At 68.3% G+C, this 24,598-nt stretch carries 18 protein-coding genes and 1 pseudogene; 5 read left to right on the forward strand and 14 right to left on the reverse strand.

Translation table 11 applies throughout. The annotated features are described in order from the left end of the window. The first annotated feature begins 43 nt into the window (after window positions 1-43). Complete coding sequence (locus tag SY91_RS29840) at window positions 44-1,360, forward strand: MFS transporter (RefSeq protein WP_023474595.1); 1,317 nt, start codon at window positions 44-46, stop codon at window positions 1,358-1,360. Between the two features lie 100 nt (window positions 1,361-1,460). On the opposite strand, the pseudogene SY91_RS29845 reads toward SY91_RS29840, so the two are convergent. Next, window positions 1,461-3,277 (reverse strand): annotated as a pseudogene (locus SY91_RS29845) (methyl-accepting chemotaxis protein). Window positions 3,278-3,628: 351 nt separating this feature from the next. Here SY91_RS29845 and SY91_RS29850 point away from each other — a divergent pair. After that, complete coding sequence (locus tag SY91_RS29850) at window positions 3,629-5,215, forward strand: methyl-accepting chemotaxis protein (RefSeq protein ID WP_043886364.1); 1,587 nt, start codon at window positions 3,629-3,631, stop codon at window positions 5,213-5,215. A 189-nt stretch (window positions 5,216-5,404) separates the two neighbouring features. Then, window positions 5,405-7,366: a phosphatase PAP2 family protein gene (locus SY91_RS29855; protein WP_023474599.1), complete on the forward strand. Its 1,962-nt coding sequence runs from the start codon at window positions 5,405-5,407 to the stop codon at window positions 7,364-7,366. A gap of 56 nt (window positions 7,367-7,422) precedes the next feature. Here SY91_RS29855 and SY91_RS29860 read toward each other — a convergent pair whose 3' ends face one another. From SY91_RS29860 to SY91_RS29900, 9 genes are all read right to left on the reverse strand, one after another. After that, entirely contained in the window at window positions 7,423-7,689 is a 267-nt protein-coding gene (locus SY91_RS29860) for a hypothetical protein (RefSeq protein WP_226241413.1), read from the reverse strand. 67 nt (window positions 7,690-7,756) lie between these two features. Then, the gene (locus SY91_RS29865) at window positions 7,757-9,280 is read right to left on the reverse strand and encodes a UxaA family hydrolase (protein ID WP_023474601.1); all 1,524 of its coding nucleotides are present in this window, start codon (window positions 9,278-9,280) and stop codon (window positions 7,757-7,759) included. After that, the gene (locus SY91_RS29870; RefSeq protein WP_023474602.1) at window positions 9,277-10,440 is read right to left on the reverse strand and encodes an altronate oxidoreductase; all 1,164 of its coding nucleotides are present in this window, start codon (window positions 10,438-10,440) and stop codon (window positions 9,277-9,279) included. The genes SY91_RS29865 and SY91_RS29870 overlap by 4 nt, the downstream gene beginning before the upstream one ends. A gap of 31 nt (window positions 10,441-10,471) precedes the next feature. Then, window positions 10,472-11,482, reverse strand: a complete 1,011-nt coding sequence (locus SY91_RS29875; RefSeq protein ID WP_043886390.1) for a zinc-binding alcohol dehydrogenase family protein — start codon at window positions 11,480-11,482, stop codon at window positions 10,472-10,474. Window positions 11,483-11,505: 23 nt separating this feature from the next. Then, window positions 11,506-12,381, reverse strand: coding sequence for an amidohydrolase family protein (locus SY91_RS29880; RefSeq protein ID WP_023474604.1), 876 nt, complete (start codon window positions 12,379-12,381; stop codon window positions 11,506-11,508). Beyond that, a complete protein-coding gene (locus tag SY91_RS29885; RefSeq protein ID WP_023474605.1) occupies window positions 12,378-13,394 on the reverse strand; it encodes an aldo/keto reductase in 1,017 nt (338 codons plus the stop codon). The genes SY91_RS29880 and SY91_RS29885 overlap by 4 nt, the downstream gene beginning before the upstream one ends. A 35-nt stretch (window positions 13,395-13,429) precedes the next feature. Further along, a complete protein-coding gene (locus SY91_RS29890) occupies window positions 13,430-14,377 on the reverse strand; it encodes an ABC transporter substrate-binding protein (protein WP_011549866.1) in 948 nt (315 codons plus the stop codon). Between the two features lie 42 nt (window positions 14,378-14,419). Continuing rightward, complete coding sequence (locus tag SY91_RS29895; protein WP_011549867.1) at window positions 14,420-15,451, reverse strand: ABC transporter permease; 1,032 nt, start codon at window positions 15,449-15,451, stop codon at window positions 14,420-14,422. Then, on the reverse strand, window positions 15,444-16,988 hold the full coding sequence (locus SY91_RS29900; protein WP_023474606.1) for a sugar ABC transporter ATP-binding protein: 1,545 nt from the start codon (window positions 16,986-16,988) through the stop codon (window positions 15,444-15,446). The genes SY91_RS29895 and SY91_RS29900 overlap by 8 nt, the downstream gene beginning before the upstream one ends. Before the next feature lie 233 nt (window positions 16,989-17,221). Between SY91_RS29900 and SY91_RS29905 the strand changes: the two genes are divergently transcribed. After that, entirely contained in the window at window positions 17,222-17,923 is a 702-nt protein-coding gene (locus SY91_RS29905) for a FadR/GntR family transcriptional regulator (RefSeq protein ID WP_011549869.1), read from the forward strand. A 439-nt stretch (window positions 17,924-18,362) separates the two neighbouring features. After that, window positions 18,363-20,468, forward strand: coding sequence for a TonB-dependent siderophore receptor (locus SY91_RS29910; RefSeq protein WP_043886391.1), 2,106 nt, complete (start codon window positions 18,363-18,365; stop codon window positions 20,466-20,468). Between the two features lie 31 nt (window positions 20,469-20,499). On the opposite strand, the gene SY91_RS29915 is transcribed toward SY91_RS29910, so the two are convergent. The 4 genes from SY91_RS29915 to SY91_RS29930 are packed head-to-tail and all read right to left on the reverse strand — an operon-like array spanning window position 20,500 to window position 24,241. Then, complete coding sequence (locus tag SY91_RS29915) at window positions 20,500-21,753, reverse strand: arsenic transporter (RefSeq protein ID WP_023474609.1); 1,254 nt, start codon at window positions 21,751-21,753, stop codon at window positions 20,500-20,502. A gap of 37 nt (window positions 21,754-21,790) precedes the next feature. Continuing rightward, window positions 21,791-23,056, reverse strand: a complete 1,266-nt coding sequence (locus SY91_RS29920) for an MFS transporter (protein WP_023474610.1) — start codon at window positions 23,054-23,056, stop codon at window positions 21,791-21,793. A 21-nt stretch (window positions 23,057-23,077) separates the two neighbouring features. Then, entirely contained in the window at window positions 23,078-23,626 is a 549-nt protein-coding gene (locus tag SY91_RS29925; RefSeq protein ID WP_023474611.1) for a hypothetical protein, read from the reverse strand. Between the two features lie 42 nt (window positions 23,627-23,668). After that, on the reverse strand, window positions 23,669-24,241 hold the full coding sequence (locus SY91_RS29930) for a hypothetical protein (protein WP_023474612.1): 573 nt from the start codon (window positions 24,239-24,241) through the stop codon (window positions 23,669-23,671). Window positions 24,242-24,598: the final 357 nt, after the last annotated feature.

The raw sequence follows: 24,598 nt of genomic DNA on the forward strand, positions 1-24,598 counted from the left end.
GCTTCCGGGCCGCTTCGCACAATACATCCAACGGAGACACCCCATGCATCCCTCACCGTCGATCGCGCCGGACAGCACGGCCGCAGGCACGTCGAAGCTCGGCGCGGTCCTGCGCGTGACCAGCGGCAATTTTCTCGAGCAATTCGACTTTTTCCTGTTCGGCTTCTATGCGACCAGCATCTCGCGGGTCTTTTTTCCGGCCGCAAGCGAGTTCGCGTCGTTGCTACTGACGTTTGCCGTCTTCGGCGCCGGTTTCCTGATGCGCCCGCTCGGTGCGATCCTACTCGGCGCCTACATCGACGAAGTGGGAAGACGCAAAGGGCTGATCGTCACGCTCTCGATCATGGCGAGCGGCACGATCCTGATCGCGTGCGTGCCGGGGTACGCGACGATCGGGCTCGCCGCACCGGCGCTGGTGTTGCTGGGGCGCCTGCTGCAGGGCTTCTCCGCCGGGGCCGAGCTGGGCGGCGTGTCCGTCTATCTCGCGGAAATGGCCACGCCCGGGCACAAGGGCTTCTATACGAGCTGGCAGTCGGCAAGCCAGCAGGTCGCGATCGTCATCGCGGCGGCCCTGGGCTATCTGCTGAACCATCTGCTGACGAGCCAGGAAATCGGTGCATGGGGCTGGCGCATTCCGTTCTTCATCAGCTGCGCGATCGTGCCGGTCATTTTCGTGCTTCGCCGGACGCTGCAGGAAACGAACGAATTCAAGGCACGCACCCATCATCCGCGTGCACGCGAGGTGTTCGCGACGATGCTGCGGAACTGGCGCACCGTGTTTGCCGGCATGCTGCTCGTCGCGATGACCACGACGACGTTCTACCTCATCACGGTCTACACACCGACGTTCGGCAGGGCCGTCCTGAAACTGTCCACGGCGGACAGCCTGATCGTCACGCTGTGCGTGGGCGTGTCGAATTTCTTCTGGCTGCCCGTCGGCGGTGCGCTGTCGGACCGCATCGGACGCAAGCCGATTCTCGTGGCCATCGCGGTCGCGGCCATCGTGACGTCGTATCCCGCGCTCGCGTGGCTTTCATCCGCGCCCAGCTTCGGCCGCATGCTGGCCGTGCTGTTGTGGCTCTCGTTCTTCTTCGGCATGTACAACGGCGCGATGGTCGCGGCGCTGACCGAAATCATGCCCGCCAGCGTTCGCGTGGCCGGCTTCTCGCTTGCATTCAGTCTCGCGACCGCGGTCTTTGGCGGCTTCACGCCCGCGGTGTCGACCTATCTGATCGAGGTGACGGGCGACAAGGCCGCGCCCGGCTACTGGCTCAGCTTCGCCGCATGCTGCGGGCTGTGCGCGACCCTGTCGCTGTATCGCAAAGGCGGGACGGCGCGGCGTTCGGCGTCGCCTGTGTGAGAAGCGGCGCTCGCCTGCACGGCGCGGCTTCGCGCCGCCGCCATGCTCCGACAGTGCGTCGCATGAAGCCGAGGCTTGCCGGCCCCCGTCAACCGGACCATCACGCCGGCACCGCACGCTCCGCCAGCTTGAACTCCCCGACCGTCTGCGCGAGCCGCGCCGCCTGCTCGCGCAGCGACGTCGCGGCCGCCGCCGATTGCTCGACGAGCGCCGCGTTCTGCTGCGTCGTATCGTCGAGCTGCGACACCGCCTGATTCACCTGCTCGAGCCCGGTGCTCTGCTCCTTCGCGGCGACGCTGATTTCGGCGATCACGCTCGTGATGTTGCGCACGCCGTCGACGATTTCGTCCATCGTCGCCCCGGCCGTCTGGACCAGCCCGGAGCCGCCCTCGATCTTCTCGACCGACGAATGGATCAGCTGCTTGATTTCCCGCGCGGCCTGCGCGCTGCGCTGCGCGAGCGCACGCACCTCCCCGGCGACGACCGCGAAGCCGCGGCCGTGCTCGTTCGCGCGGGCCGCCTCGACGGCGGCGTTCAACGCGAGAATGTTGGTCTGGAACGCGATGCCGTCGATCACGCCGACGATGTTGGCGATCTCTGCCGACGCCTGCGTGATGTCGCTCATCGTCGACACGACTTCGCGCACGACCGTGCCGCCCCGCAGCGCGACATCCGACGCCGATTCCGCCAGACGGTTCACCTGGCTCGCCGCATCGGCCGAGTTGCGGGCCGTGCCGGCGATCTCCTCGAGCGCGGCGGCGGTTTCCTGCAGGCTCGACGCCGCGTGTTCGGTGCGGGCCGACAGATCCTGGTTGCCCTGGGCGATCTCGGCGCTCGCGAGGTTGACGGACGTGCTGAACGCGCGGATCTGCAGCAGGATCGCGCTGATCTTCTCGGCGAATGCGTTGAACGCCCGCGCGATCTGCGCGGCTTCGTCCGTGCCATCGGCGGGCAGGCGCTTCGTCAGGTCGCCGCTGCCGCTCGATACGTCCGTGAGCGCATCGCGCACCATCAGGATGCGCTTGAAAGCCGCGTTCGTCATCGCGCCGACGAGCGCGGCCGCGATGATGGCGACGATCACGATCGCCAGCAGCGTCGTCGTCGCGACCGCGCGCATGCCGGCCGTCACGTCGCCCTTGTCGAGCGCGAGTACCAGCGACCAGTCGGTGCCGACGATCGGTTGCGCGCGCATCAATTTGGCGGCGCCGTCGATGTCGACCGCGACGGGCGCGGCTGCCGTCTGCAGCGCGCCGAGGTGGTCGGCATCGAGTTCCGGCGAGAGACCGGTGGCCGGCTTCATGATCAGGTCGGTCTTGGCCGACGCGATCACGCGGCCGCCCTTGTCCACCAGGAATGCAAAGCTCGCCGGGGTCGGGTGAACGGAAGTCACGATCGAGCTCACGTTCTCCATGAACAGGCTGGCTGCCAGCACGCCCTTCACCGCGCCGTCGCGCACCACGGGCACCGCGAACGCCACGGCCGGCCTGCCGCTCGTCGCATCGCGGTAGAGCGCCGTCACGACCAGACGGCCCGCGCCGACGGCCTGCTTGTACCAGGGCCGCGCGGTCGGATCGTAGCCGGGCGCGAGCGGCACGTTGGAGAACGCCGTCTTGTCCGGCAGGCCGAGCGTCAGCACCTCGAAGCCGCCCGACTTGCCGAGCAGCTTCAACGCCGGCACCGGGTCGCCCTCGCCGATCGCGATCGTGTCCGCCAGCGCCTGGGTTTCGCGCGCGCGGCTGGCCACCCATTCGTCGATCGCGAGCGCATGCCCGGCGAGGATCGACTTGTGATTCTGGTCGATGGCCTCGTCGTTGTGGGTCTTGACGACGTAATAGACCAGCCCCCGGTTACGGCCAGCGCCGTCACTACGATGGCGACACACGTCGCCAGTATCCGTGCGCGAATTGATGACAGCATGATGACTTCGGTCTCCGTTACCGCGTGATTGAACTGGATCGGTGAACAGGCTGATCCTGATCCATTTAACGGCACCGGGAGCGGGAAGTTGAGCGATGCCGGAAGGACGGCGACCGGCACGGGCACGTAGAGGGCGACACGGCGCGCTATCGCGAGGAGCGCAGGGGCCTGGGGCGTCGTGCGGAAAACGGCACCGTTCGCCCGTTCATCGTGGCAAATACGGATCGCTGCCGGATTTTTTTGACGACAGGCAACACGCAAACGATTGCCCCCGGGGAGCGATCCTAAATTGTTCATTCACCGTTCCGATAATGAGGAAAGCTATTTGATATCAACCACTGGACTTTTCCCATGAATGATCGACGGTTAACGGTTCGTACGAAGCTGCTGATGGCTTTCGGACTGCTTACGTGCATGGTCGTGCTCGTCTCCCTCCTCGGCATCGTCTCGCTCGGCAACGCGAACGCGGCATTCGACGACTATGTCAACGGCACCAACGCCCGTGCGACCCTGGCGGACAAGATTCGCTTCGCGGTCGACCGGCGCGCGATCGCCGCCCGCAACCAGGTGCTCGCGGCCAGCCCGCGCGACGCGGACCTCGAGAAGGAGGCCGCACTGCAGGCCGACCGCGAAGTCGGCGCGCTGATGGGCGAACTGACGAATGCGGTCCGCGAGGGAAGCGGCGCGTCCGACAAGTCTCGCGAACTGGTTCGGCAAATCGGGGCGGTCGAGGCGCAGTACGGCCCGGTGGCGCGCGCCATCGTCGACGCAGCGGCGAACAACCGGCGCGACCAGGCGATCACGATGATCAACGAACAGTGCCGACCGCTGCTGGCCCAGCTCGTCGCGGCCACCGACGCGTATGCGACGTACACGCGCTTGCGGGCCGGCCAACTGGTGAAGGAATCGGACGATCGCTATACCTCGCGACGGCTGATGCTGATCGCGATCTGCATCGCCGCCGCGGCGGCGGCCGCGATCTCGGGCCTCTTCATCACCCGCGGCCTGCTGCGCGCGCTGGGCACGGAGCCCGCCGCGCTCAGCGAGATCGCCGGCCATATCGCCGCCGGCAACCTCGCCGCCGAATCCACGACCGGCGCCGCGCCGGCCGGCAGCGTGCTGGCTTCCATGCGGGACATGCAGGCGAACCTGATTCGCCTGATCTCGGAAGTCCGTACCGCATCGGGCAACGTCGCGACCGGGGCCGGCGAAATCGCGTCCGGCAACCAGGATCTCTCGTCCCGCACCGAACAGCAAGCCGCCTCGTTGCAGGAAACCGCGTCGAGCATGGAGCAGTTGACGTCCACCGTGCGCCTGAACGCCGACAACGCGCAGCAGGCGAGCGGCCTGGCCAACAATGCATCGGAGGTCGCCCAGCGCGGCAGCACGGCGGTCGGCCTGATGGTCGACACGATGACGGACATCAGCGCGAGCTCCGCCAAGATCGCCGAGATCACCGGCATCATCGAAGGAATCGCATTCCAGACCAACATTCTCGCGCTCAACGCGGCCGTCGAGGCCGCCCGCGCCGGCGAGCAGGGCCGCGGCTTCGCGGTGGTGGCCAGCGAAGTCAGGAGTCTGGCGCAGCGTTCGTCGAGCGCCGCGAAGGAAATTCGCGAGCTGATCTCGCAATCGGTCCAGAAAATCCAGGATGGCTCGCATATCGCGAACAACGCGGGCGATACGATGAGCCAGGTCACGCATGCGATCTCGCGCGTGACCGACATCATGGGCGAGATCGCCGCGGCGTCGAGCGAGCAGAGCCGCGGCATCGAGCAGGTCAATCTGGCCATCACGCAAATGGACGAAGTCACGCAGCAAAATGCGGCGCTCGTCGAACAGGCCGCTGCCGCATCGAAATCGCTCGAGGAACAGGGAAACCGGCTTGCCGAGGCCGTCTCGCTGTTCCGGCTGGACACGCGCACGGCCGGCGCGTAGGCCTGCGCCCGCCGCCCTGTATCGATGACGGACGCCATGGATTCCGGTGTCCGTCATGTTAAGCATCGGAAATTAACCAGATAGTGGGAATTTTCGCCGGTCGCGTGCGACGCGAAACAATTCCGTAACGACCGCGTAACGATCGCTCACCACAATCCTCCATCTTCTACCATCAGGATGGAGTCTTGCATGTTTGCGTCACGAAGCCGTTTCCCGCTGCACGTCGCGGCATTGTCGAGTGCGATCGTACTGGCTGCCTGCGGCGGCGGCGACGACGTCACGTCGACCGGCACGATCGCCGCGGCCGTTCCCGCGCCGCCCGCCGACCCCGGCTTCGTCGACAGCGCGCCGATCCCGAGCGCACCCGCTTTCGTCGACAACGTCGCGACCAACCAGCGCGGCGATGCGCGCTATGCGACGCTGTCGACCAACGCCGCGGTGCGCGTGTTGAGCCGTTTCCTCGATCTGTGGCAGCCGGCGACGATGCTGGTCGACGCGGGCGTGACCGCGCCGGCGAACGGCGCGTTCCCGGCCATCTCGCCGTCGACGTGCTCCGGACTGCCGAACAGCGGCGTGCCGTGCGGCACGATCCTGAACGATGCGGTGCTGTCGGCCAACGTGCAGTACGTGATCAACGCGACGACCGCGCGTACGCCGCAACAGGCCGATGCCGCGTACTACGACGACCGGCGCGGCAAGGGATACAGCGTGACCGACGGCATGGGCCCGCTCACCGCCGCGTGGCGCACCGCGGCCCAGCAGACGACCAGCATCACCAGCGTGCCCGCCGATGCGACGACCGTGCTGTACAACGACGCCGGCAACAACGTCGGCGTCGGCAGCAGCGGCGGCAACGCCGGCTTCGGGAAGGTCGTCGACCTGCTCAACGAAATGGGCAACAACGCGTCGACCGAACCGTCCAAGCGCTTCTTCAAATACGCGCGCCCGTACCGCTGGAGCACCAGCGTGATCGTCGCGCCGACGCTCGTGCCGGCCGAAAGCACGACGCCCGCGACCGACGGCGGCTTCATCAGCGGCCACACGGCCGAGGCCGTGCGCGATGCGACGACGATGGCGTGGCTCGTGCCGGAACGCTTTCAGGAAATGGTGAGCCGCGGCCTCGAACTGGGCGAGAACCGGATTCTCGCCGGCATGCATTCGCCGCTCGACGTGATCGGCGGGCGCATGCTCGCACTGGCGGTCAGCGCGGCGAACCTGACCGCGTACGCCGGCGACGCGCAGGCCGCCTACACGCAAGCGCATCAGACGCTGCAGCAACTGACCGGCACGAGCGCCACCACGTTCTCCGCATTCGCGCACTCGGGCACGACGGCCACCGACCGGTTCGCCGACTACACGGCGAACAAGACCGCGTTCCTGCGCCGCATGACCTTCGGCTTCGGCGCGATCGAATCGACGAACGCACCGCCGGTCGTGCCGAAGGGCGCGGAGATCCTGCTGCAGACGCGCTTCCCGTACCTGAGCGCCGACCAGCGACGCGTCGTGCTGAAGACGACCGAGCTGCCGTCCGGCTATCCGGTCATGGACGACGCGGAAGGCTGGGGGCGCCTGAACCTGTTCGCGGCGGCCGACGGCTACGGAGCATTCAACGGCAACGTGATCGTGTCGATGGATGCGTCGCAGGGCGGGCTCAATGCCGCCGACCTGTGGCGCAACGACGTCGCGGGCGCCGGCAAGCTGACGCTGCAGGGCAGCGGCACGCTGACGCTGGCGGGCAACAACGCCTACACGGGCGGCACGCAGGTGAGCGGCGGCACGCTGGCGGCCGCGTCGACGACGGCGTTCGGCAAAGGCGACGTGTACGTCGGCCCGGGCGGCAGCGTGCGAATCGCGGCCGCCGCGCCAGTGACGATCGCGAACCGCTACACGCAGCTCGACAACACGACGCTCGAACTCGACATCGACGGCAACGGCGGCGGGCGGCTGCGCGTGGGCGGGCCGCTCACCGTCGCGGGCGGCACGCTGCACGTGAAGTTCGTGAACGGCTACGCGCCGAAGGCCGGCGACACCATCGCGCTGATCGACGGCGCGGCGGCTGCCGCGAAGTTCGCGACGGTGACGGTCGACGGGTTCAAGGCCACGCCGGTGTACACCGCGACGGGCGTGTCGATCACGTTGTCGGCGGCATAACCGGCGCAGACGATCGATCCTGCAACGGTGCCGACCATGGGCGGCTTCGGCTTCGGCTACGCGAAGCGACCGGAGGCGGCCATGCCGGCGCCGTCCGGGCCAGATCGCGTACCGAAGCGCCGTTGCAACTCGATGATCGTCGGCAGGTTGAAATCGTGGACGTCCGGCGTGGCGCCGCCCTGCCGCCGGCTCACCTCGACACAGAGTTCCAGCGCACGCGTGCGCGTCTCGGCGAGCAAGCGCAGCGCCTCGCCGAGCAAGCCCTTCTCCAGTTCCGACAGCGAGCCGTCGTGACTGATTTCACCGATCACCGGCTCGCTCATGCTGGTTTCCATCGCGGCTTCTCCTTCGCTGTCCGATTGCGCACGCGGTCGCACGCCGCCTTGCGCGTCACATGACCGCACCGCGCAGCCACGGCACGAACTCGCGTTCGCCGATGCCATTGTCCTCGCTTCGCGACCTTCGTCCGGAGGCGACGTCGAGCATCAGCCGGAACAGGCGCTCGCCCGCTTCATCGACCGAGAGCGAACCGGCGACGATCCCGCCGCTGTCGAAATCCATGTCCGACTGCATCCGCTCGAACAGGCCGGTCGTCGTCGCGATCTTGATCGTCGGCACCGGCTTCGAGCCGAACACCGAACCGCGGCCCGTCGTGAAGCACACGAGATTCGCGCCGCCGGCGATCTGCCCGGTGGCCGACACCGGGTCGTAACCGGGCGTATCCATGAACACGAGCCCGGCTTGCCGCACCGGCTCCGCATAGTCGTAGACCGCGCGCAGCGGCGAGCGGCCGCCCTTCGACACCGCGCCGAGCGATTTCTCGAGAATCGTCGTGATGCCGCCGGCGAGGTTGCCGGGCGACGGGTTGTTGTTCATTTCGCCGCCGTTGTCGGCGACGTAGCGCTCCCACCACTGCAACCTGCCGAGCAAGCGCTCGGCCACCTCGCGCGAGGCTGCCCGCGCGATCAGCAAATGCTCCGCGCCGTAGATCTCGGGCGTCTCGGACAGAATCGCGGTGCCGCCGTTGCGGACCAGCAGATCGACGGCCGCGCCGAGCGCCGGATTCGCGGTGATGCCCGAGTAGCCGTCGGACCCGCCGCACTGCAGGCCGACCGTCAGTCTCGAGGCCGGCACGGCGCTGCGACGCGCGCCGTCGGCCCGCTCCAGCAACTCGCGCACGATCGACACGCCTTTGGCCACGGTGTCGCGCACCCCGCCCTCGTCCTGGATGACCAGCGTGCGCACGGTGCCCGGCGCTGCCGCATCGAGCCGTTGCGCGAGCGCGCCGACCTGGTTGACCTCGCACCCGAGGCCGACCAGCAGCACGCCGGCGAAATTCGGGTTCCGTGCATAGCCGACGAGCGTGCGCCGCAGCAGTTCGATGCCGTCACCGGTCGCCGACATGCCGCAGCCGCTCTGATGGGTGATCGCGACGACGCCGTCGACGTGACCGAACGCATCGAGCACGCCGTGCCGGTATGCATCGGCGATCGCATGACAGACGCTCGCCGAACAGTTGACGCTCGCGATCACGCCGACGTAGTTGCGGGTCCCCACGCTGCCGTCGGGCCGCACGAATCCGTCGAAGGTATCGCGGCGATCCGCGGCAACGTCGTGCGTGCCGCCGACCGGCCCGTCGTCGTGCGCGTGCCGCTCGGGCATCCCGACGTTGTGCACGTGAACATGCTCGCCCGCGGCGATGTCGCGCAGCGCGACACCGATCGGCTGCCCGCATTTGACGATCGCGTCGCCGCGCGCGATCGGCGCGGTGGCGATCTTGTGGCCGGCCGGTATCGCGGCCGCCGGCCGCAGCGGTGCGCCGTGCACGTCGACCGGCACCTCCGGCGCGAGCGCGTCGAGTGCGACGGCGACGTTGTCGTTGCCGTGAAGGATCACGATTGCCGGTTGCTTCACGATGCATCTCTCCCTGTCATTGCGATGGCCGCCGGCTCATAGCGGGCGACGAGTTGCCGTAGCCGTAGCTGTTCAGTCGGCACCGCCAGCGAATCCGCGAGCGCGAGCAGCGGCTCGATCCGCCGCGCGACCTTCTCCCGATGGTTGACCGCGATATCGGCGATGCGATGCGCGAGAAACGGATTGAGAAAGCGCTCGCGCACGCTGTCGACGTAGCGTTCCGCCGTGTCCCGCAAGCCCAGCGCGACGAATACCGGCGCGACTTCATCGCGCCACACGGCTTCGAGACCGTCGCACAGCCGCGCATCGTTCATCGCGTCCAGCACCGTTTCCGATGCGTCGCGCCCTGCCGCGAGCCACTGCTCCGCGAGCCAGCTGTGCCCGAGATTGAGGAAGAACAGCTTCAGGCGCTCGTGGCTACGCAAATCGTCGGTGACGACGATCTGCGCATGCGTGCACGGCAGCGCCATATCGGCACGCCGTTCGATCGCCCATAGCGCGTACGGCTCCGCGATCGCGCCGACCGGATGCAGCGGCTCGGACACGATGCGGTCGACGAGCGAGTTGACCCACACGCAGCGGCTGCACAGATAGTCGGTGAACGCATCGGGCAGCCGCCACTGGCGCGCGAGACCCAGCACGATGTCGCGCAACGTTTCGCCGTTGTTCGTCACCAGTTCGCAAGGCAGGATGGAGATGCCATCGTCGGGCCGCACCTGCCAGCGCGCATGCAGCAGCGCGAGCAGCTTCGCCGGAAAGCCGTGCGGTACGTGCGCCGGCTGGGCCAGCAGGTCCACGGCGTCGCGCGGATCGGGGCGATACCCTGCGTCGCCGGTATTCGACACGATCACGCGCACCGTCTCGATCGCGGCAGCGCGGATCTCCGCCCAGTCCCGCTCGGCGTCCCACGCGCGCTGCACGGCGCGGCACTCGACGACTTCGTCGACCACGCCGCCGCGCTCGCGCCCGCGAATTCGCACCGGATAACGACCGGTGGCGCGCAGCGCGTCGATGCGGGCGCGGCTGGCCGGATTGCCGGTCGTCTGCACGATGCCGATGCCCCCAATCGCGTTGCCGTCGTCCAGCGCCTGGGACACGAACAGGTCGACGTGCGCCAGCAGGAAGCGGCTGGTGCCGAACTGCAGGATCGGCGGCGTCATCGCGTGCGCTCCGCGTGCCGGATTCGATCGTTCAGCATTCGACGAGCGCCTTCACGACGGTCTGCCCCGCCTCCAGCAGGCGCGGCAGCGCATCCGGCACGTCCTCGAGCCGCATCCGGTGCGTGTTCAGCGCGCGGTCCGGAATGCGCCCCGCACGCATCGCGTCGAGCACCGTCGCGAAATCCTCGGCCGTCGCATTGCGGCTCGCGAGCAACGTGGTTTCCCGCTTGTGGAACTCGGGGTCCGAGAACGCGACATGCCCGCGCACGATCGAGATCAACGTGTACTTGCCGCCATGCGCGACGAATTCGAAGCCGCGATTCATCGCATCGAGGTTGCCGGTCGCGTCGAATACCGCATCGAAATACTCGCCGTTCGTCAACGACGCGAGACGCGCCGCATCGTCTTCCCCCACCTCCACCGTCGCATCGACCGCGAGATGCTGCCGGCAAAACGCGAGCCGATCCGCCCGCGTATCGAGGCACGTGACGTCGGCGCCGCGCAGCTTCGCGAAGATCATCGCCGCCATGCCGATCGGCCCGGCGCCGACAATCAGCGCCCGCTGTCCGGCACGGACGTCCGCGCGCCGCACCGCATGCGCGCCGATCGCCAGGAATTCCAGCATCGCCGCCTGATCGAGCGAAATGCCGTCGGCCTTGTGAACGAACTGCGCGGGCACGCTCAGGTATTCGGCGAGCGCGCCATCGCGATGCACGCCGAGCACCTTGATGTTGACGCAGCAGTTCGTGTTGCCGTGACGGCAGGCGACGCAGTGTCCGCACGACAGATACGGCATCACGTACACCGCGTCGCCCGCGCCGAGACCCGACTCCGGTTCCGCCTCGACGACGACCGCTGAAAGCTCGTGACCCATCACGCGCGGATAGTCGAGGTACGGCTGGTTGCCGGTGAAGATGTGCAGGTCGGTGCCGCAGATGCCGACCCGTTGCACGCGCAACAGCACTTCGCCGCTGCCGCGCACGGGCAGTTCGCGCTGCTGCACGCGCAGCACGCCGGGGGATTCGCAGATCACGCTGAGCATGTCGGTTTTCCTTTCGTTCGGGTTCATTCGTCGTGGCGTGCGGTGTCGATCCGGTAGAAGCGCCGTGCGTTACCGCCGAAGAGGTCGGGCAATGCCGCGGAGCCGAGCAGTTGCGCGCAATCGTCCTCGCACGCGGCCAGCCATTCGCCGTAGCCGCCGCATGCCGATGCCAGCCGCAGCACCGGCCAGTCGCTGCCCCACATCAGACGCGTCGGCCCGAACAGCTCGGCCAGCGCGTGGACATACGGCCGCGTGCGCGTGCGGACGGCATCGGGGCCGGCCGACGGCCCCGCTTCGGTCCAGAGACCGGACAGCTTGCAGTGAAGGTTCGGCAGGCGCGCGAGCCGGGTCATCGCCGATAGCCACGGCTGTAATTCGCCGCGCTCGATGAACGGCTTCGCGCCGTGGTCGATCACGATCGGCAGCTCCGGATGGCGTCGCGCGAATGCGTGCAGCGCATCGAGATGGCGCGGCATCACGAGTGCATCGAAACGCAGCCCGTGCTCGAGCATCGCGGCGACCGCGCGATCCAGGCGCGGATCGTCGATCCATGCGTCGTCGGGCAGATCCTGCAGCATCGGTCGCAAGCCGCGCGCTTTCGGTGCGGCCGCGAACGCTGCGATCCGCGCCGGTGCGTCGTCGGCCTTCAGGTCGACCCAGCCGACCACGGCGCCGACGGTCGGCGTGTCAACCGCGAGATCGAGCAGAAAGCGCGTGTCGGCTTCGCTCGGCAGCGATTGCACGAGGACGGTGGTATCGATGCGCGCGGCGTCGAGCAGCGGCGCCAGATCGGCGGGGCCGAAATCCCGGTGAATCGCATCGAGTTCGGCCGGCGGCCAGCAGCCGGCCCGCGCGCCGATTCGCCAGTAGTGCTGATGGGCGTCGATCCGCGTGGTCATGCGCAGGCTCCCGGAACCGGCGCGTGCGCCGCGATCAACCCTTCGTCGCGCAACGCAGCCCACAGTTCGGCCGGCGCGAGGCGCTCGAACCAGTCGATGTTCTGCTTCAACTGCGCCACGCTGCGCGCGCCGATCACGCACGACACGACGGCCGGATGGCCGAACGGGAACTGCAACGCGGCGGCGGGAAGCGGCACGTCGAAGCGCTTGCACAGCGCGCCGAGCCGAGCCGCCTTGTCGATCACGTCGGCGCTCGCATCCGCATAGTTGAACTTGCCGTTGCCGGCGAGCAGGCCTGAATTGAACACGCCGCCGATCACGATCGCCGTCCCTTGCCGGGCGCACGCGTCGAGCAGCGGTTCGAGCGCCGTCTGTTCGAGTAGCGTGTAGCGGCCGGCCAGCAGCACGGCGTCGAGCACCGCTTCGTTCAACGCGTCGGCCGCGACTTCCCATTCGTTCACGCCGAGACCGAACCCGCCGATCTCGCCGCCCGAGCGCAGCGCATCCAGCGCGCGAAACCCGCCGCCGCGGGTCAACTGCGCCCAGTAGTGCGCGTGACGATCGCCATGCGTCATCGCGCCGATGTCGTGCACGTACAGCATGTCGATCCGCGCGAGCCCGAGCCGTTGCCGGCTGTCGTCGTACGAGCGCATGATGCCGTCGTAGCTGTAGTCGTAGACCGGCCGGAACGGCAGCGGCTCGGCCCAGCCGTCATCGCCCGGCCGCACGCTCGCGTCGGCGCGCATCAGCCGCCCGACCTTCGTGCTGAGCGTGAAGGCGCCGCGCTCGCGCGGGGCGAGCCCCGCCCCCACGCGCCGCTCGGACAGCGTGTAGCCGTAATACGGCGCGGTGTCGAAATAGCGCAGGCCGGCCGCCCACGCGGCATCGACGAGGGCTGCGGCATCGGCGGCCGACATCGGCCGATAAAGGCCGCCGAGCTGCGAGCAGCCGAGGCCGAGTGCGGACACCGTCAGCCCGCTGCGCGGCAAGGTGCGCGTATCGTTTGCGTTCATGAGGCGTGACCGGTTACGGGAAGGAGACACGGCGATCAGTACAGGACGTTCTTCGCTGCCTGCGAATCGAGGTTCTGCTTGTCGACCATCACGACGCCGGTATCGATCAGCTTCGGCGCGGGCTTGCGCTCGATGACGTCGAGCGCCGTGCGCACGCCCTGGTTCCCCATCTGCCACGAGCCCTGCACGGCGATCGCCTGCACGGTGCCGTCGCGCACGAAGCCCTGCAGGTCCTCGTTGCCGTCGAACCCGATCGCCACCACCTTGCCCGCCTTGCCCGACTGCTTCAGCGCCCGGCCCATGCCGACCGCGGTCGGCTCGTTCGCGCCGAAGATGCCCTTCAGGTCCGGGTTCGCCGACAGCACGTCGGTCGTCTGGTTCAGCGCGGTCGCCATTTGCGATTGCGAGTAGTACGGGCCGACGACCTGCAGCTTCGAATGGCTTTCGATGTACTTGCGGAACCCGCCGACGCGGCTGACCTCGGACCCCGCGCCCGGCACGTACGACATGATCGCGATCTTGCCGGACTGCCCGACGCGGTCGATCAGCGCCTTCGCGCACAGCGCGCCCGCCTTCTCGTTGTCGGTCGACAGGAACGCCTGGTAGTACGGTTTGCCGGCGTCGGCGATCGCCGAGTCGATCAGCACGACGGGAATGTGCGCTTCCCACGCCTTCTTGATCGCGGGCACGAGCGCATCGGGATCGGACGGCGCGAGCACGATGCCCGCCACATGACGCGTGACCGCGTTGTCGACCATGTTGACCTGCCCGCTGATGTCCGACTCGGCCGCCGGCCCCTGGAACGTCATCGTGTAGCCCTTGGCGCCGTCGAGCGCCGCCTTCGCGCCTTTCTGCACGTTCTGCCAGTAGTTCGAATTGACCGTCTTGACGATCACCGCGATCTCGCCGCCCGCCGCATACGCGCCGCTGCTGCACACCGCGAACACGCACGCCGATGCCGCCAGCAGGATGGATTTGTTCATGTCTCGCTCCGCTTCTCGTTGGTAGGGACTGCTTGCTTCCGGTCAGGGCCGGCGATTGCGCAACTGGTCGATCCACACCGTGCCGAGGATCACGACGCCGATGATGATCTGCTGGATGAAGCTCGACACGCCGTTCATGTTCAGGCCGTTGCGCAGCACGCCGATCACGAACGCGCCGATCGCCGTGCCGGAAATCGTGCCGACGCCGCCCATCAGCGACGTGCCGCCGATGACCGAGCTGGCGATCGCGTCGAGCTCGTACATCACCCCTTCGTTCGGCTGCCCGGTGACGAGCCGCGACATCAGCACGCAGCCGGTCACGCCCGCGAGCGCGCCGGACAGCACGTAGGTGAACAGCTTCACGCCCTGCACGTTCACGCCCGACAGCCGGGCCGCTTCCGCGTTCGAGCCGACCGCATAGATGTGACGGCCGAGCGACGTTCTCGACAGCAGCACGGACACCACGACGAACAGCACGACCATGATCACGACCGGATACGGAATGCCGGGAAAGGTCGTGTCGGGGAACCCGTCCGCGCCGATCCGCGAGATCCGCAGCAGCGCGCCGTTGCCAAGCGCGCCGAACGCGTCGCCGAGATCCGATACCGGCCGGGCACCGGTGATCTGGAGCGCGATGCCGCGCGCGACGAGCATCATGCCGAGCGTCGCGATGAACGGCGGCAGGCCCATCTGCGTCACGCAGATGCCGTTGACGAGCCCGCACAGCGCGCCGACCAGGATGCCGGCCGCCATCGCGGCGGGCACCGGCACGCCGGCCTTGACCAGCAGCGCGGCGCAGACGCCGGCCAGCGCGAGCACCGAGCCGACCGACAGGTCGATGCCGCCGGTGATGATCACGCAGGTGGCGGCCACGCCCAGATAGGCGATGGACGTGACCTGCAGGCCGACGGTCATCAGGTTGTCGACCGAGAAGAACGCCGCGCTCGATATCGAGAACGCGAACACGAGCACGACGAGACTGCCCAGCGCCGCGAACTTCTGGATCAGGTCGCGCCGCCGCTGTCGCGCCGCCCGTTCGTCGGCCTGGCTTCGATCGGATGTCATTTCAAGCATGGGAACGCCCCGACGCGTAGTGCATGATCTCCTCCTGACTGGTGTGTTTCGTATCGAGAATGGCGGTCATTCGACCTTCATGAAAAACGGCGATCCGGTCGGTCATGCCGAGCAGTTCGGGCAGTTCCGAACTGATCAGCACCACGCCGACGCCGTCGGCGGCGAGCCGGTCCATCAGCCCGTAGATCGCGAATTTGGCGCCGACGTCGATTCCGCGCGTCGGCTCGTCGAAGAACAGGATCTTCGAGCCGCGATACAGCCATTTGCCGATGACGACCTTCTGCTGGTTGCCGCCGGACAGGTTGCGCACGCGCTGGTGCACGGACGGCGTGCGAATCGCCAGGTCCTGCACGTAGCGGCGCGCCACGTCGATCTCGTCGTCGAAACGCAGGAATCCGAAGCGCGATGCGATGCCGCGCACGTTCGCGAGCGTGAGATTCGCCGCGACCGGCATCGGCAGCGCGAGCCCTTCCTTCTTGCGGTCCTCCGACAGATACGCGATGCCGTGCCGGATCGCCTCGCGTGGCGACCGGATCGTCACGGCCCGGCCGTGCAGCGCGATCGTGCCGCCGTCGGGGCGGTCGGCGCCGAAAATCGCGCGCGCGATCTCGGTGCGCCCGGCGCCCATCAATCCCGCGAAACCGAGGATCTCGCCACGGCGCAGCGCGAACGACACCGGCCCGAACACACCCTCGCGACGCAGGTCCCGCACGTCGAGCAGCATGTCGTCGGTCGGCACCGATTGCCGCGACGGATAGGCGTCGTCGAGCGTCCGCCCCACCATGCGCGCGACGATGTCGTCGATGCTCACGTCGGCGAAATCGTCCGTCGAGATGTGACGCCCGTCGCGCAGCACCGTCACGCGATCGACGATCTGCGCCATTTCGTCGAGCCGGTGCGAGATATACAGAATCGCCACGCCGTCGGCGCGCAGCTCCTCGATGATGCGAAACAACTGCACCGTTTCCGCTTCCGTCAGCGACGACGTGGGTTCGTCCATGATCAGCACGCGCGCATCGTGCGACAGCGCCTTCGCGATCTCGACCATCTGCTGCTGCGCGATGGACAGCACGCCGACCTTCGTCGTCGGCGCGACGTTCAGGCCGATGCGCGCGATGCAGCGCGCCGCGTCCGCGTTCATGCGTTTCGTATCGACGAACGGCCCGCGCCGCGGCTCGCGCGCGAGGAACAGGTTCTCCGCCACGCTCAGGTGCGGGACGAGATTGAGTTCCTGGTGGATGATCGAGATGCCGGCCGCCTGCGCTTCGGAGGCCGAACGAAACCGCACCGGCGCGCCGCGATAGTGAACGACACCCTCGTCGGGCAGGTATTGGCCGCTGATGATCTTCATCAGCGTGGATTTGCCCGCGCCGTTTTCGCCGCACACCGCATGCACCTCCCCGCGGCGCAGGTCGAGGCGAATCCCGTCGAGCGCGAGGACGCCCGGGAAGCGCTTGCGAATCCCGTCCAGGCGCAGGATCTCCCGGTCGGCTTCGTCGTGCGTGGCCTGACCGGGCAGATTGCGAGGCATTGCCATTGCGTCTCCTTGGGGTGGATCGACCTCGACACTACCTGGTCAGTCCAATTTGGATGAATTACAGCAATCAAACTCATTTTGGTCAAGCCAATTTAACTATTCACATCTGATCTTACCAATGGTGAAAACCCGGACATCCGGATGAACGCGCCGCCGCACGGGGCGATGCAGCAAGCGTGATAGACTCCGCGACACGCGCTTGCGCCCAAAGCGCCTTGATCCCGATCCATCGAATGAAATCGACAGAACCCAAGCGGCTTTACCAATCGGTCGCGGCCCAGATCGTCGCGCTGATTCGTCAGGGCGAATTCGCGATCGGCGAGCGGTTGCCGCCGGAGCGCGAGCTGGCGCTGACGCTCGGCGTATCGCGCCCGTCGCTGCGCGAGGCGCTGATCGCGCTGGAAATCGGCGGCCAGATCGAAATCCGGATGGGCTCCGGTGTCTATGTGCGCGACACGGCGGCCGACGACGTCGGCCCGATGGCCACGCTCGGCGACAGTCCGTCGGAATTGATGCAGGCCCGCGCGGCCGTCGAAGGCAGCGTCGCCGCGCTGGCCGCCGCGCGGATGACGGCCGCGATGCTCGAGCGCCTGCGCCGCACCGTTCAGCGGATGAAGCGGCTCGCGGAGGCTGGGAAATCGCCGGTCGAAGCCGACCGGCAGTTCCACATGCTGATCGCGGAAGCCGCCGGCAATTCGGTGCTGACCCGCTTCGTCGGCGAGCTGTTCGACAGCCGCCACGACCCGATCGCCGCCGCCATGCGCGGTCACGCGGAAAATCCGCAGACCTGGACCGCCGCCGTGCGCGAGCACGAGGACGTGCTGCTCGCGCTGCAGGCCGGCGACCCGATCGCGGCCCAGACGGCGATTCGCGCGCATCTTCGTGCGTCCGAAGCGCGCTGGATCGAGGGTGGGTTGAAAGCCGATCCGGATTGACCGCGTACCGGCGCCGGCACGCTCGTCGTCGCACGACGACGGACGGCATCACGGGACGAACGGCGTCGATCTTCATGCAACCCGCTGATGCGTGCTTTGAAAACGCGCGGCCCACGCGACACGCGCGTCGGCGTTACGTCGCTTGACGTCGCCTTGCCGAATCGAGCAATACAGGCCGCAATGAACCGGGCATTGCCGATCGGCGCGTTCCCCTAAACGACGAACAGCCCCCTCCCGGACGCCGCGAAAGCCACAATTCCGCGCATTCCGCGACTGCCGCCGCGCCGTCCGGAGTCCTGTCCATCACCCATCTCAAAATTACGATTGCAAATGCCTCTCATTTGCATTAAATTGCCGCGCAAATGTACTGTTTGGAACACAGATGTCGGCGCAAGGCCGCCCGCCGTGCCCGAACGCGAACGACACGAAAGGGAGAGGTATGAGCAGGAGGAACTGGGCGGCCGCACCGATGGCCATCGTCGTCGGCACGACCGGCGTGGGCGCCGCCGACGCGCAGGAAACGGCGCTGCCCACCATCGAGGTGTCCGCGCAACGCGCGACGGCGCCGTTTCGCACGCGCGAATCGACGAGTGCGACGCGCAGCGAGGCGGACGTGATGGAGATTCCGTTCGCGGTCAGCAGCGTCGACACGAAGCTGATTCAGACCGTGGCCGCCACGCGCGGCGACGATCTTTACGACTGGGTCGCGGGCGTCTCGCGCCAGAACAACTTCGGCGGCCTGTGGGACAACTACGCGGTGCGCGGCTTCGCCGGCGACGGCAACACGTCGGGCACCGACTACCTGGTCAACGGTTTCTCGTGGAATCGCGGGATGAGCGTGCCGCGCGACACCGTCAACCTCGAGCGCATGGAAGTGCTCAAGGGGCCGGCGTCCGCGCTGTACGGCCGCGGCGATCCGGGCGGGATCATCAGCTATACGACGAAGCAGCCGCAGTTCGCCCGCGCGAACACCATCGGCGTGTCGGCCGGCAGCTACGGCGCGTTGCGGCAGACACTCGATTCGACGGGCCCCATCACGAAATCGCTCGCATACCGCTTCATCGCGATGAACGAGAACAACGGCAGCTTTCGCGATACCGTATCGAGCAAACGCTACCTGTTCTCGCCGTCGTTCACGTGGGACATCGGCGCGGACACGACGCTCCACTACGAATTCGAGAGCGCGCGTCAGCGCGCGCCGCTCGATCGCGGCGTGCTGGCGGTCAACGGGCAACTCGGCGTGATCCCCGCGTCGCGCTTTCTCGGCGAGCCGCGCGACGGCGACTACGACGTGCGCAACACGGGCCACCAGTTCACGCTCGAGCATCGCATCGATTCAAGCTGGTCGATCAATGCCGGCGTAGCACAACGCAACACCGACCTGTCGGGGCACTCGTCCGAGGCATTTGCATTGCAGCCGGACGGCCGCACGCTGTGGCGTCGCTACCGGCAGGTCGCGTTTCACTCGAACGACCTGCAAGGGCGTCTCGAAACCGCGGGCGCGTTCCGCACGGGCGGCATCGGCCACACGCTCGTGATGGGCGTCGATGCGTATCGCTTCAACTACGACCAGTTCGTCACGCGCTCCACGCCGAGCGCTTCGGCGCCGTATGCGATCGACATCTTCGATCCGGTCTACGGGCAGCCCGCGCCGACGCCGCGCACCGCGACCAACCTGCTCGAACGCGACGACGGACAAGGCGTCTACGCGCAGGACACGCTCGCGTTCGGGCCGCACTGGAAAATCCTGGCCGGGCTGCGCTGGGATCGCTTCCACCAGTCGATCGACAATCGCCTGAAGGGCGTGACGACGAGCCAGTTGCAGACCGCGCTGAGCCCGCGTATCGGCGTCGTGTATGAAATGAGCCCCGCGTGGTCGCTGTATGCGAACACCGCGTATTCGTTCCGGCCGAACAACGGTGCCGACATCAACGGCCGCGCGTTCGATCCCGAAAAGGGCCACGGCTACGAAGCCGGCGCGAAATGGGCCGGCGCACGCTGGCTCACGACCGTCTCGGCGTTCTACGTCACCAAGCGCAACGTGCTCACCGCCGACCCGGCGAATGCCGGCTTCTCGCGTGCGGCCGGCGAAGTGCGCAGCCGCGGCATCGAGTTCGAGTGGAGCGGCGACCTCGGTCACGGCCTGCGCGGCATCGCGAACTTCGCGTACGTCGACGCCGAGGTCACGCGCGATTCGGTGCTGGCCCCCGGTTCACGCCTCGTCGACGTACCGCGGCTGAGCGGCAGCGCGCTGCTGATGTACGAGACGACCCTGCCGTTCGCGGACAAGGCCGGCGCCGGTGCCGGCGTGATCTACGTCGGGCGCCGCGCCGGCAACACGGCCAACACGCAGGACGGCTTCGAGCTGCCGGCCTACGCGACCGTGCAGCTCAACGGTTACGTGCAGGTCAACAAGCACCTGCGTGCGTCGGTCGTGCTGAACAACCTGTTCAACCGCACCACCTACGTCAGCTCGTACAACAGCCTGTGGGTCACGCCGGGCGCGCCGCGCAGCCTGTTCGCGTCGCTCGCCTACTCGTTCTAGGGCAGCCGCGGCGGCTGACCGGCATCGCCCGTCAGCCGCCGGCCACGAACCGCGCGCCCAGCGCGAGCAACAGCGCCGGCGGCATCACGCACGCGCCGACCGCGAGGAACGCGCGGAAACCGACCTGCAGCCCTTCGCGCCGGATCGCCGCGAGCCACAGAATCGTCGCGAGCGAACCGGTGACGGACAGGTTCGGGCCGAGATCGACGCCGATCAGAATCGCGTCGACCACCGTTTGCGGGCTGTGCGCGGCCTGGATCGTCGAGCTCGCGATCAGCCCGGCGGGCAGGTTGTTGACCGCGTTCGACACCAGCGCGACCGCGACGCCGGCGACGGCCGCGGCGACGTGCTCGCCGCTTTGCATCAGCGTATGCAGCAGCCCGGCCAGCACGCGCACCGCGCCGGTCCGGTCGAGCGTCTCGACGACGACGAACAACCCCGCGACGAGCGGCAGCACGCTCCATGAAATCGCGCGAACGATCGGCACGCACGCCGCGCGATCCCGCATCACCACGCACGCGACCGTGACAACCCCCGCGAGCGCGGTCGGCAACCCGAGCGGGCGATCGAACACCGACACCGCCATCAGCGCGACGGCCGTTGCGGCGATGCCCACGAGCGCAATGCGTCCGCCGCTCGTCAACGGCTGCACCGGCAGCCCGGACTCGCAACGGCCGGCAAGCGCGCGTCGCTGCACGATCCTCAGCATCATGAACGTACAAGCGATCGACGCGACGGACGGGGCCGCGAAATGCGCGAGCCAGACGCCGAGCGCCGGCATGTGCGCGCCGTACAGCACCAGGTTCGCCGGATTCGAAATCGGCAGCACGAAACTCGCGGCATTGGCGACGAGCGCGCAGCTGTACAGCAGCGGCATCGGATCGGCCTTCGCGCGGCGCGCGGCGGCAAGGACCGCGGGCGTCAGCACGACGGCGGTCGCGTCGTTCGACAGGAACACCGTGGTGACGACACCGACCGCGTAGATCAGCGCGAACAGCCGCCGCCGCGAGCCCTGCGCGAGATTGACGACGTGCGTCGCGACCCAGTCGAACAGCCCCTCGCGACGGGCCGCCTCGGACAGCAGCATCATGCCCGTCAGAAAGAGGTACACGTCGCCGCCTTTCGCGACGGCGTCCAGCGCCTGCGCGACGGGCAACAGGTTCAACACGACCAGCAGCAGCGCGCCGCTCACGGCCCAGATGGCCTCGGGCCAGCCGAACGGACGCGTGATGACGCCCGCGGTGGCGAGCGCGGAAATCAGCCAGGCAAGCGAAACAGGATTCATGGGCACGTCAACGGAGGCATGAGAATCGAAAGGGCTTTCAAGACGACGCCGCCGACAGGTCGGCCGGCTTGCCGCATACGCTGCTCAGCGAGCGCGCATGACCGAGCCACAGCGCGAGCGAGCCCGTCGACACGGCGCCCAGTACGACGAACGCGGCCGGATAACCGAAGTGCTGCGCGAGCACGCCGCCCAGCACGGGGCTGAGCGCCGCGCCGATACCCTGCGCCGTCGCGACGGCGCCCTGCCCGGCATTCACGCGGCCGGAGCCATGCAGCAAACGAACCACGAGCGCGGGCACGACCACGCTTTGCAGGCCGGCGCCGATGCCGTCGAGCACCTGCACCGGCCACACGCCCGCTTCGCTCATCCACGCCGCGGCGACCACCCCGCGCACCGGCAGCACGAGGTACGAGAACAGCAGCACCCGCCAGTACCCGTGCGAGCGAATCAGCCGGGGCGCGAGCCACGCCGCCGCGACCATCACGAACTGCGCGATGACGATGGTCTGTGCGGTGAACGCGCTCGGATTGCTGCGATGCGTGACGACGACGCCCATCCCGTAGAGCGGCAGCATCGCGGCGTTGCCGAGATGAAACAGCGCGAGCGATGCACCGAGCAGCACCAGCGGCCGGTTTTCGGCGAGCGTGCGCAGACCGCTGACGCGCGACGTCGGCGCCGCGCCTACCGCATCGGGCTGCGCGGCATCCGTGCCCGGCGCGCCGCCGGCAGGATCGAGACCCCGTGCGCTCGCATGATCAATCGCATGCCCGGGAATCGCCAGCGTGCTCACGATGGCGAGGACCGTAAACACGCCGACGAGCGCGAACACCGCATCGAATCCGACATGCCAGCCGAGCCACCCCGCGAGCGCCGCCCCGATGACGTTGCCGGCGTGGTTCGCCATCTGGTTGCGCCCGAACTGCCGGTCGAACCCCTGCCGCCGCGCGATGCCGAGCGTCACGCCCGCGACGGCCGGCGCGAGCGCCGCGCCGCTGACCGCGGCCAGGATTTGCGATGCCGCCACCGCCGGATAACCGTGGACGAACATCAGCGCGAGCGAGGCCAGTGCCGTCGCGGCGGCCGCGACGACGATCAGCGCCCGCTTCGCGCGCACCGCGTCGACGAGCGCGCCGGCCAGCGGCGTCGCGGCCATCGCGGCAAGCCCGGCCAGCGTCATGACCGAACCGATCGCATCGGCGCCCCAGCCGCGCGACAGCAGGATGACGCCGATGAACGGGCCGATGCCGGCCTGCACGTCGGCCAGGAAGAAGTTGAGCGCTTCGAGCGCGCGTGCCGGCCTCATGGTCGCCTCACCGTCGCGTGATCATTCGGCATCCGCATCGACGAGCTCGGCGATCTCGCTCACGTCGAGCGTCGTGCCGTGCGGCGTGACGACGCCCTGCCCCCACGCGTGCACATGAACACCGGGACGCAGATAATCGTGCAGCGCTTCAGCCGCATGCGGCGGCACCCGCAGCGCGACGCCGCTCGTCAGCAACGCGCCGTTCAGCTCGCCTTTCGGCCCATGCAACCCGAACGCGACTTCGCCGCTCGATTCCATCGGCTGCCGAGCGGCGTGCGCCGGCTTCGGCGGTGCAGCGTGCGCGGGCCCGTCGTCGACGATGTCGACGCCGTCGCGCCCGGTCAGTTGCACGGCCGCGATCATCGCCGCGCGACGCGGCTTGACGCCCCGCACGCGGATGCGGTCGCCGAGCGCGACACGGCGCGCGAGTTCGCGGCCCAAGTGCGGCGGTACGTGAACCTGCAGGTCGCCGTTCAGGATCAGGCCGTCGATTTCTCCGTGCGGATTGAGCAGGAACTGCGTGACGCGGCCGCGCGTTTCGGGCAGGCAGGCGGGATCGATCCAATGCATGGCAGGACTCCTTTCGATGGATTGAGGAACGACGTCGCGCGATCAGTGCGCGACGTCGTCATAGAGATTCACGACATGGCCCGGCGCGCCGAACGCTGTCGCCTGCAGCGCTTCGCCGTAGGCGTTGCGCGTGCCGTAGCCGACCGCGGCCACGCGCTCGCCAGGGACGAGCAGCGCACCGAATTGCTGGGCGGCCGGCACGGTCAGCTTGACGATCGCTCCGCTGTCGAGCATCACGCCGTCCGGCTCGCCGCGCGGCGCGTGCGTCACACGGCGCACGACGCCGGACACGCTCAGGCGGGCAAGGTTGACCCCGCGCAGCGTGGGCGGCACGGGCGCGACGGGCGCGGGCGGCTGATCGGACAGCGACGCGCCGGTGCCGTCGTTGCGGACCACGCGTGCGCGGATTTCATCGTCGACGCGTCGTTCGCCGGCTACCGTCACGCGGTCGCCCGTTTTCACGAGCGCGGTCAGTTGCGCACCGAGATGCGGCGGCAGACGGACGAGCGTGCCGTCGCTCAGCACGAAGCCGTCGACCGCCCCTTCCGGATTGATCGTCAGGCGCGACAGCGTGCCGGACGCCAGCGCGTCGGAGGCGGTGTCGTTTCCGGGCACGGCAGGCACAAGCGCACGAGGCCGAGGAGGAGGCGGCGGAGGCGGCATGGCGCCGGCCGGGTCTTCCGCGCGCGGTGGGGGCGGCACCTGCGCCACGGTGACCGTTGCGACGGCAACGAGTGCGGCAGCGCAGAGCATGCGATACGAGCGGCGAACGGCAGCGCGGCGCCGCGGCCGCGATCGGACGACAGGCAGGCACGAGTTCATGGCGGGCTCCGGCAACGGGTTGCGATGCATCGGTATCCGCAATACCCGTGCCAACCTGCGGCGCACCGCGTGGCCGTGCGCCGAACGACGACGCGCGCCAAACCTGTCGGATTTCCCGACACGTCGATTCGCCGGATGTCGTCGATCCCG

Source organism: Burkholderia cenocepacia (assembly GCF_014211915.1).
Classification (GTDB): Bacteria; Pseudomonadota; Gammaproteobacteria; order Burkholderiales; family Burkholderiaceae; genus Burkholderia; species Burkholderia orbicola.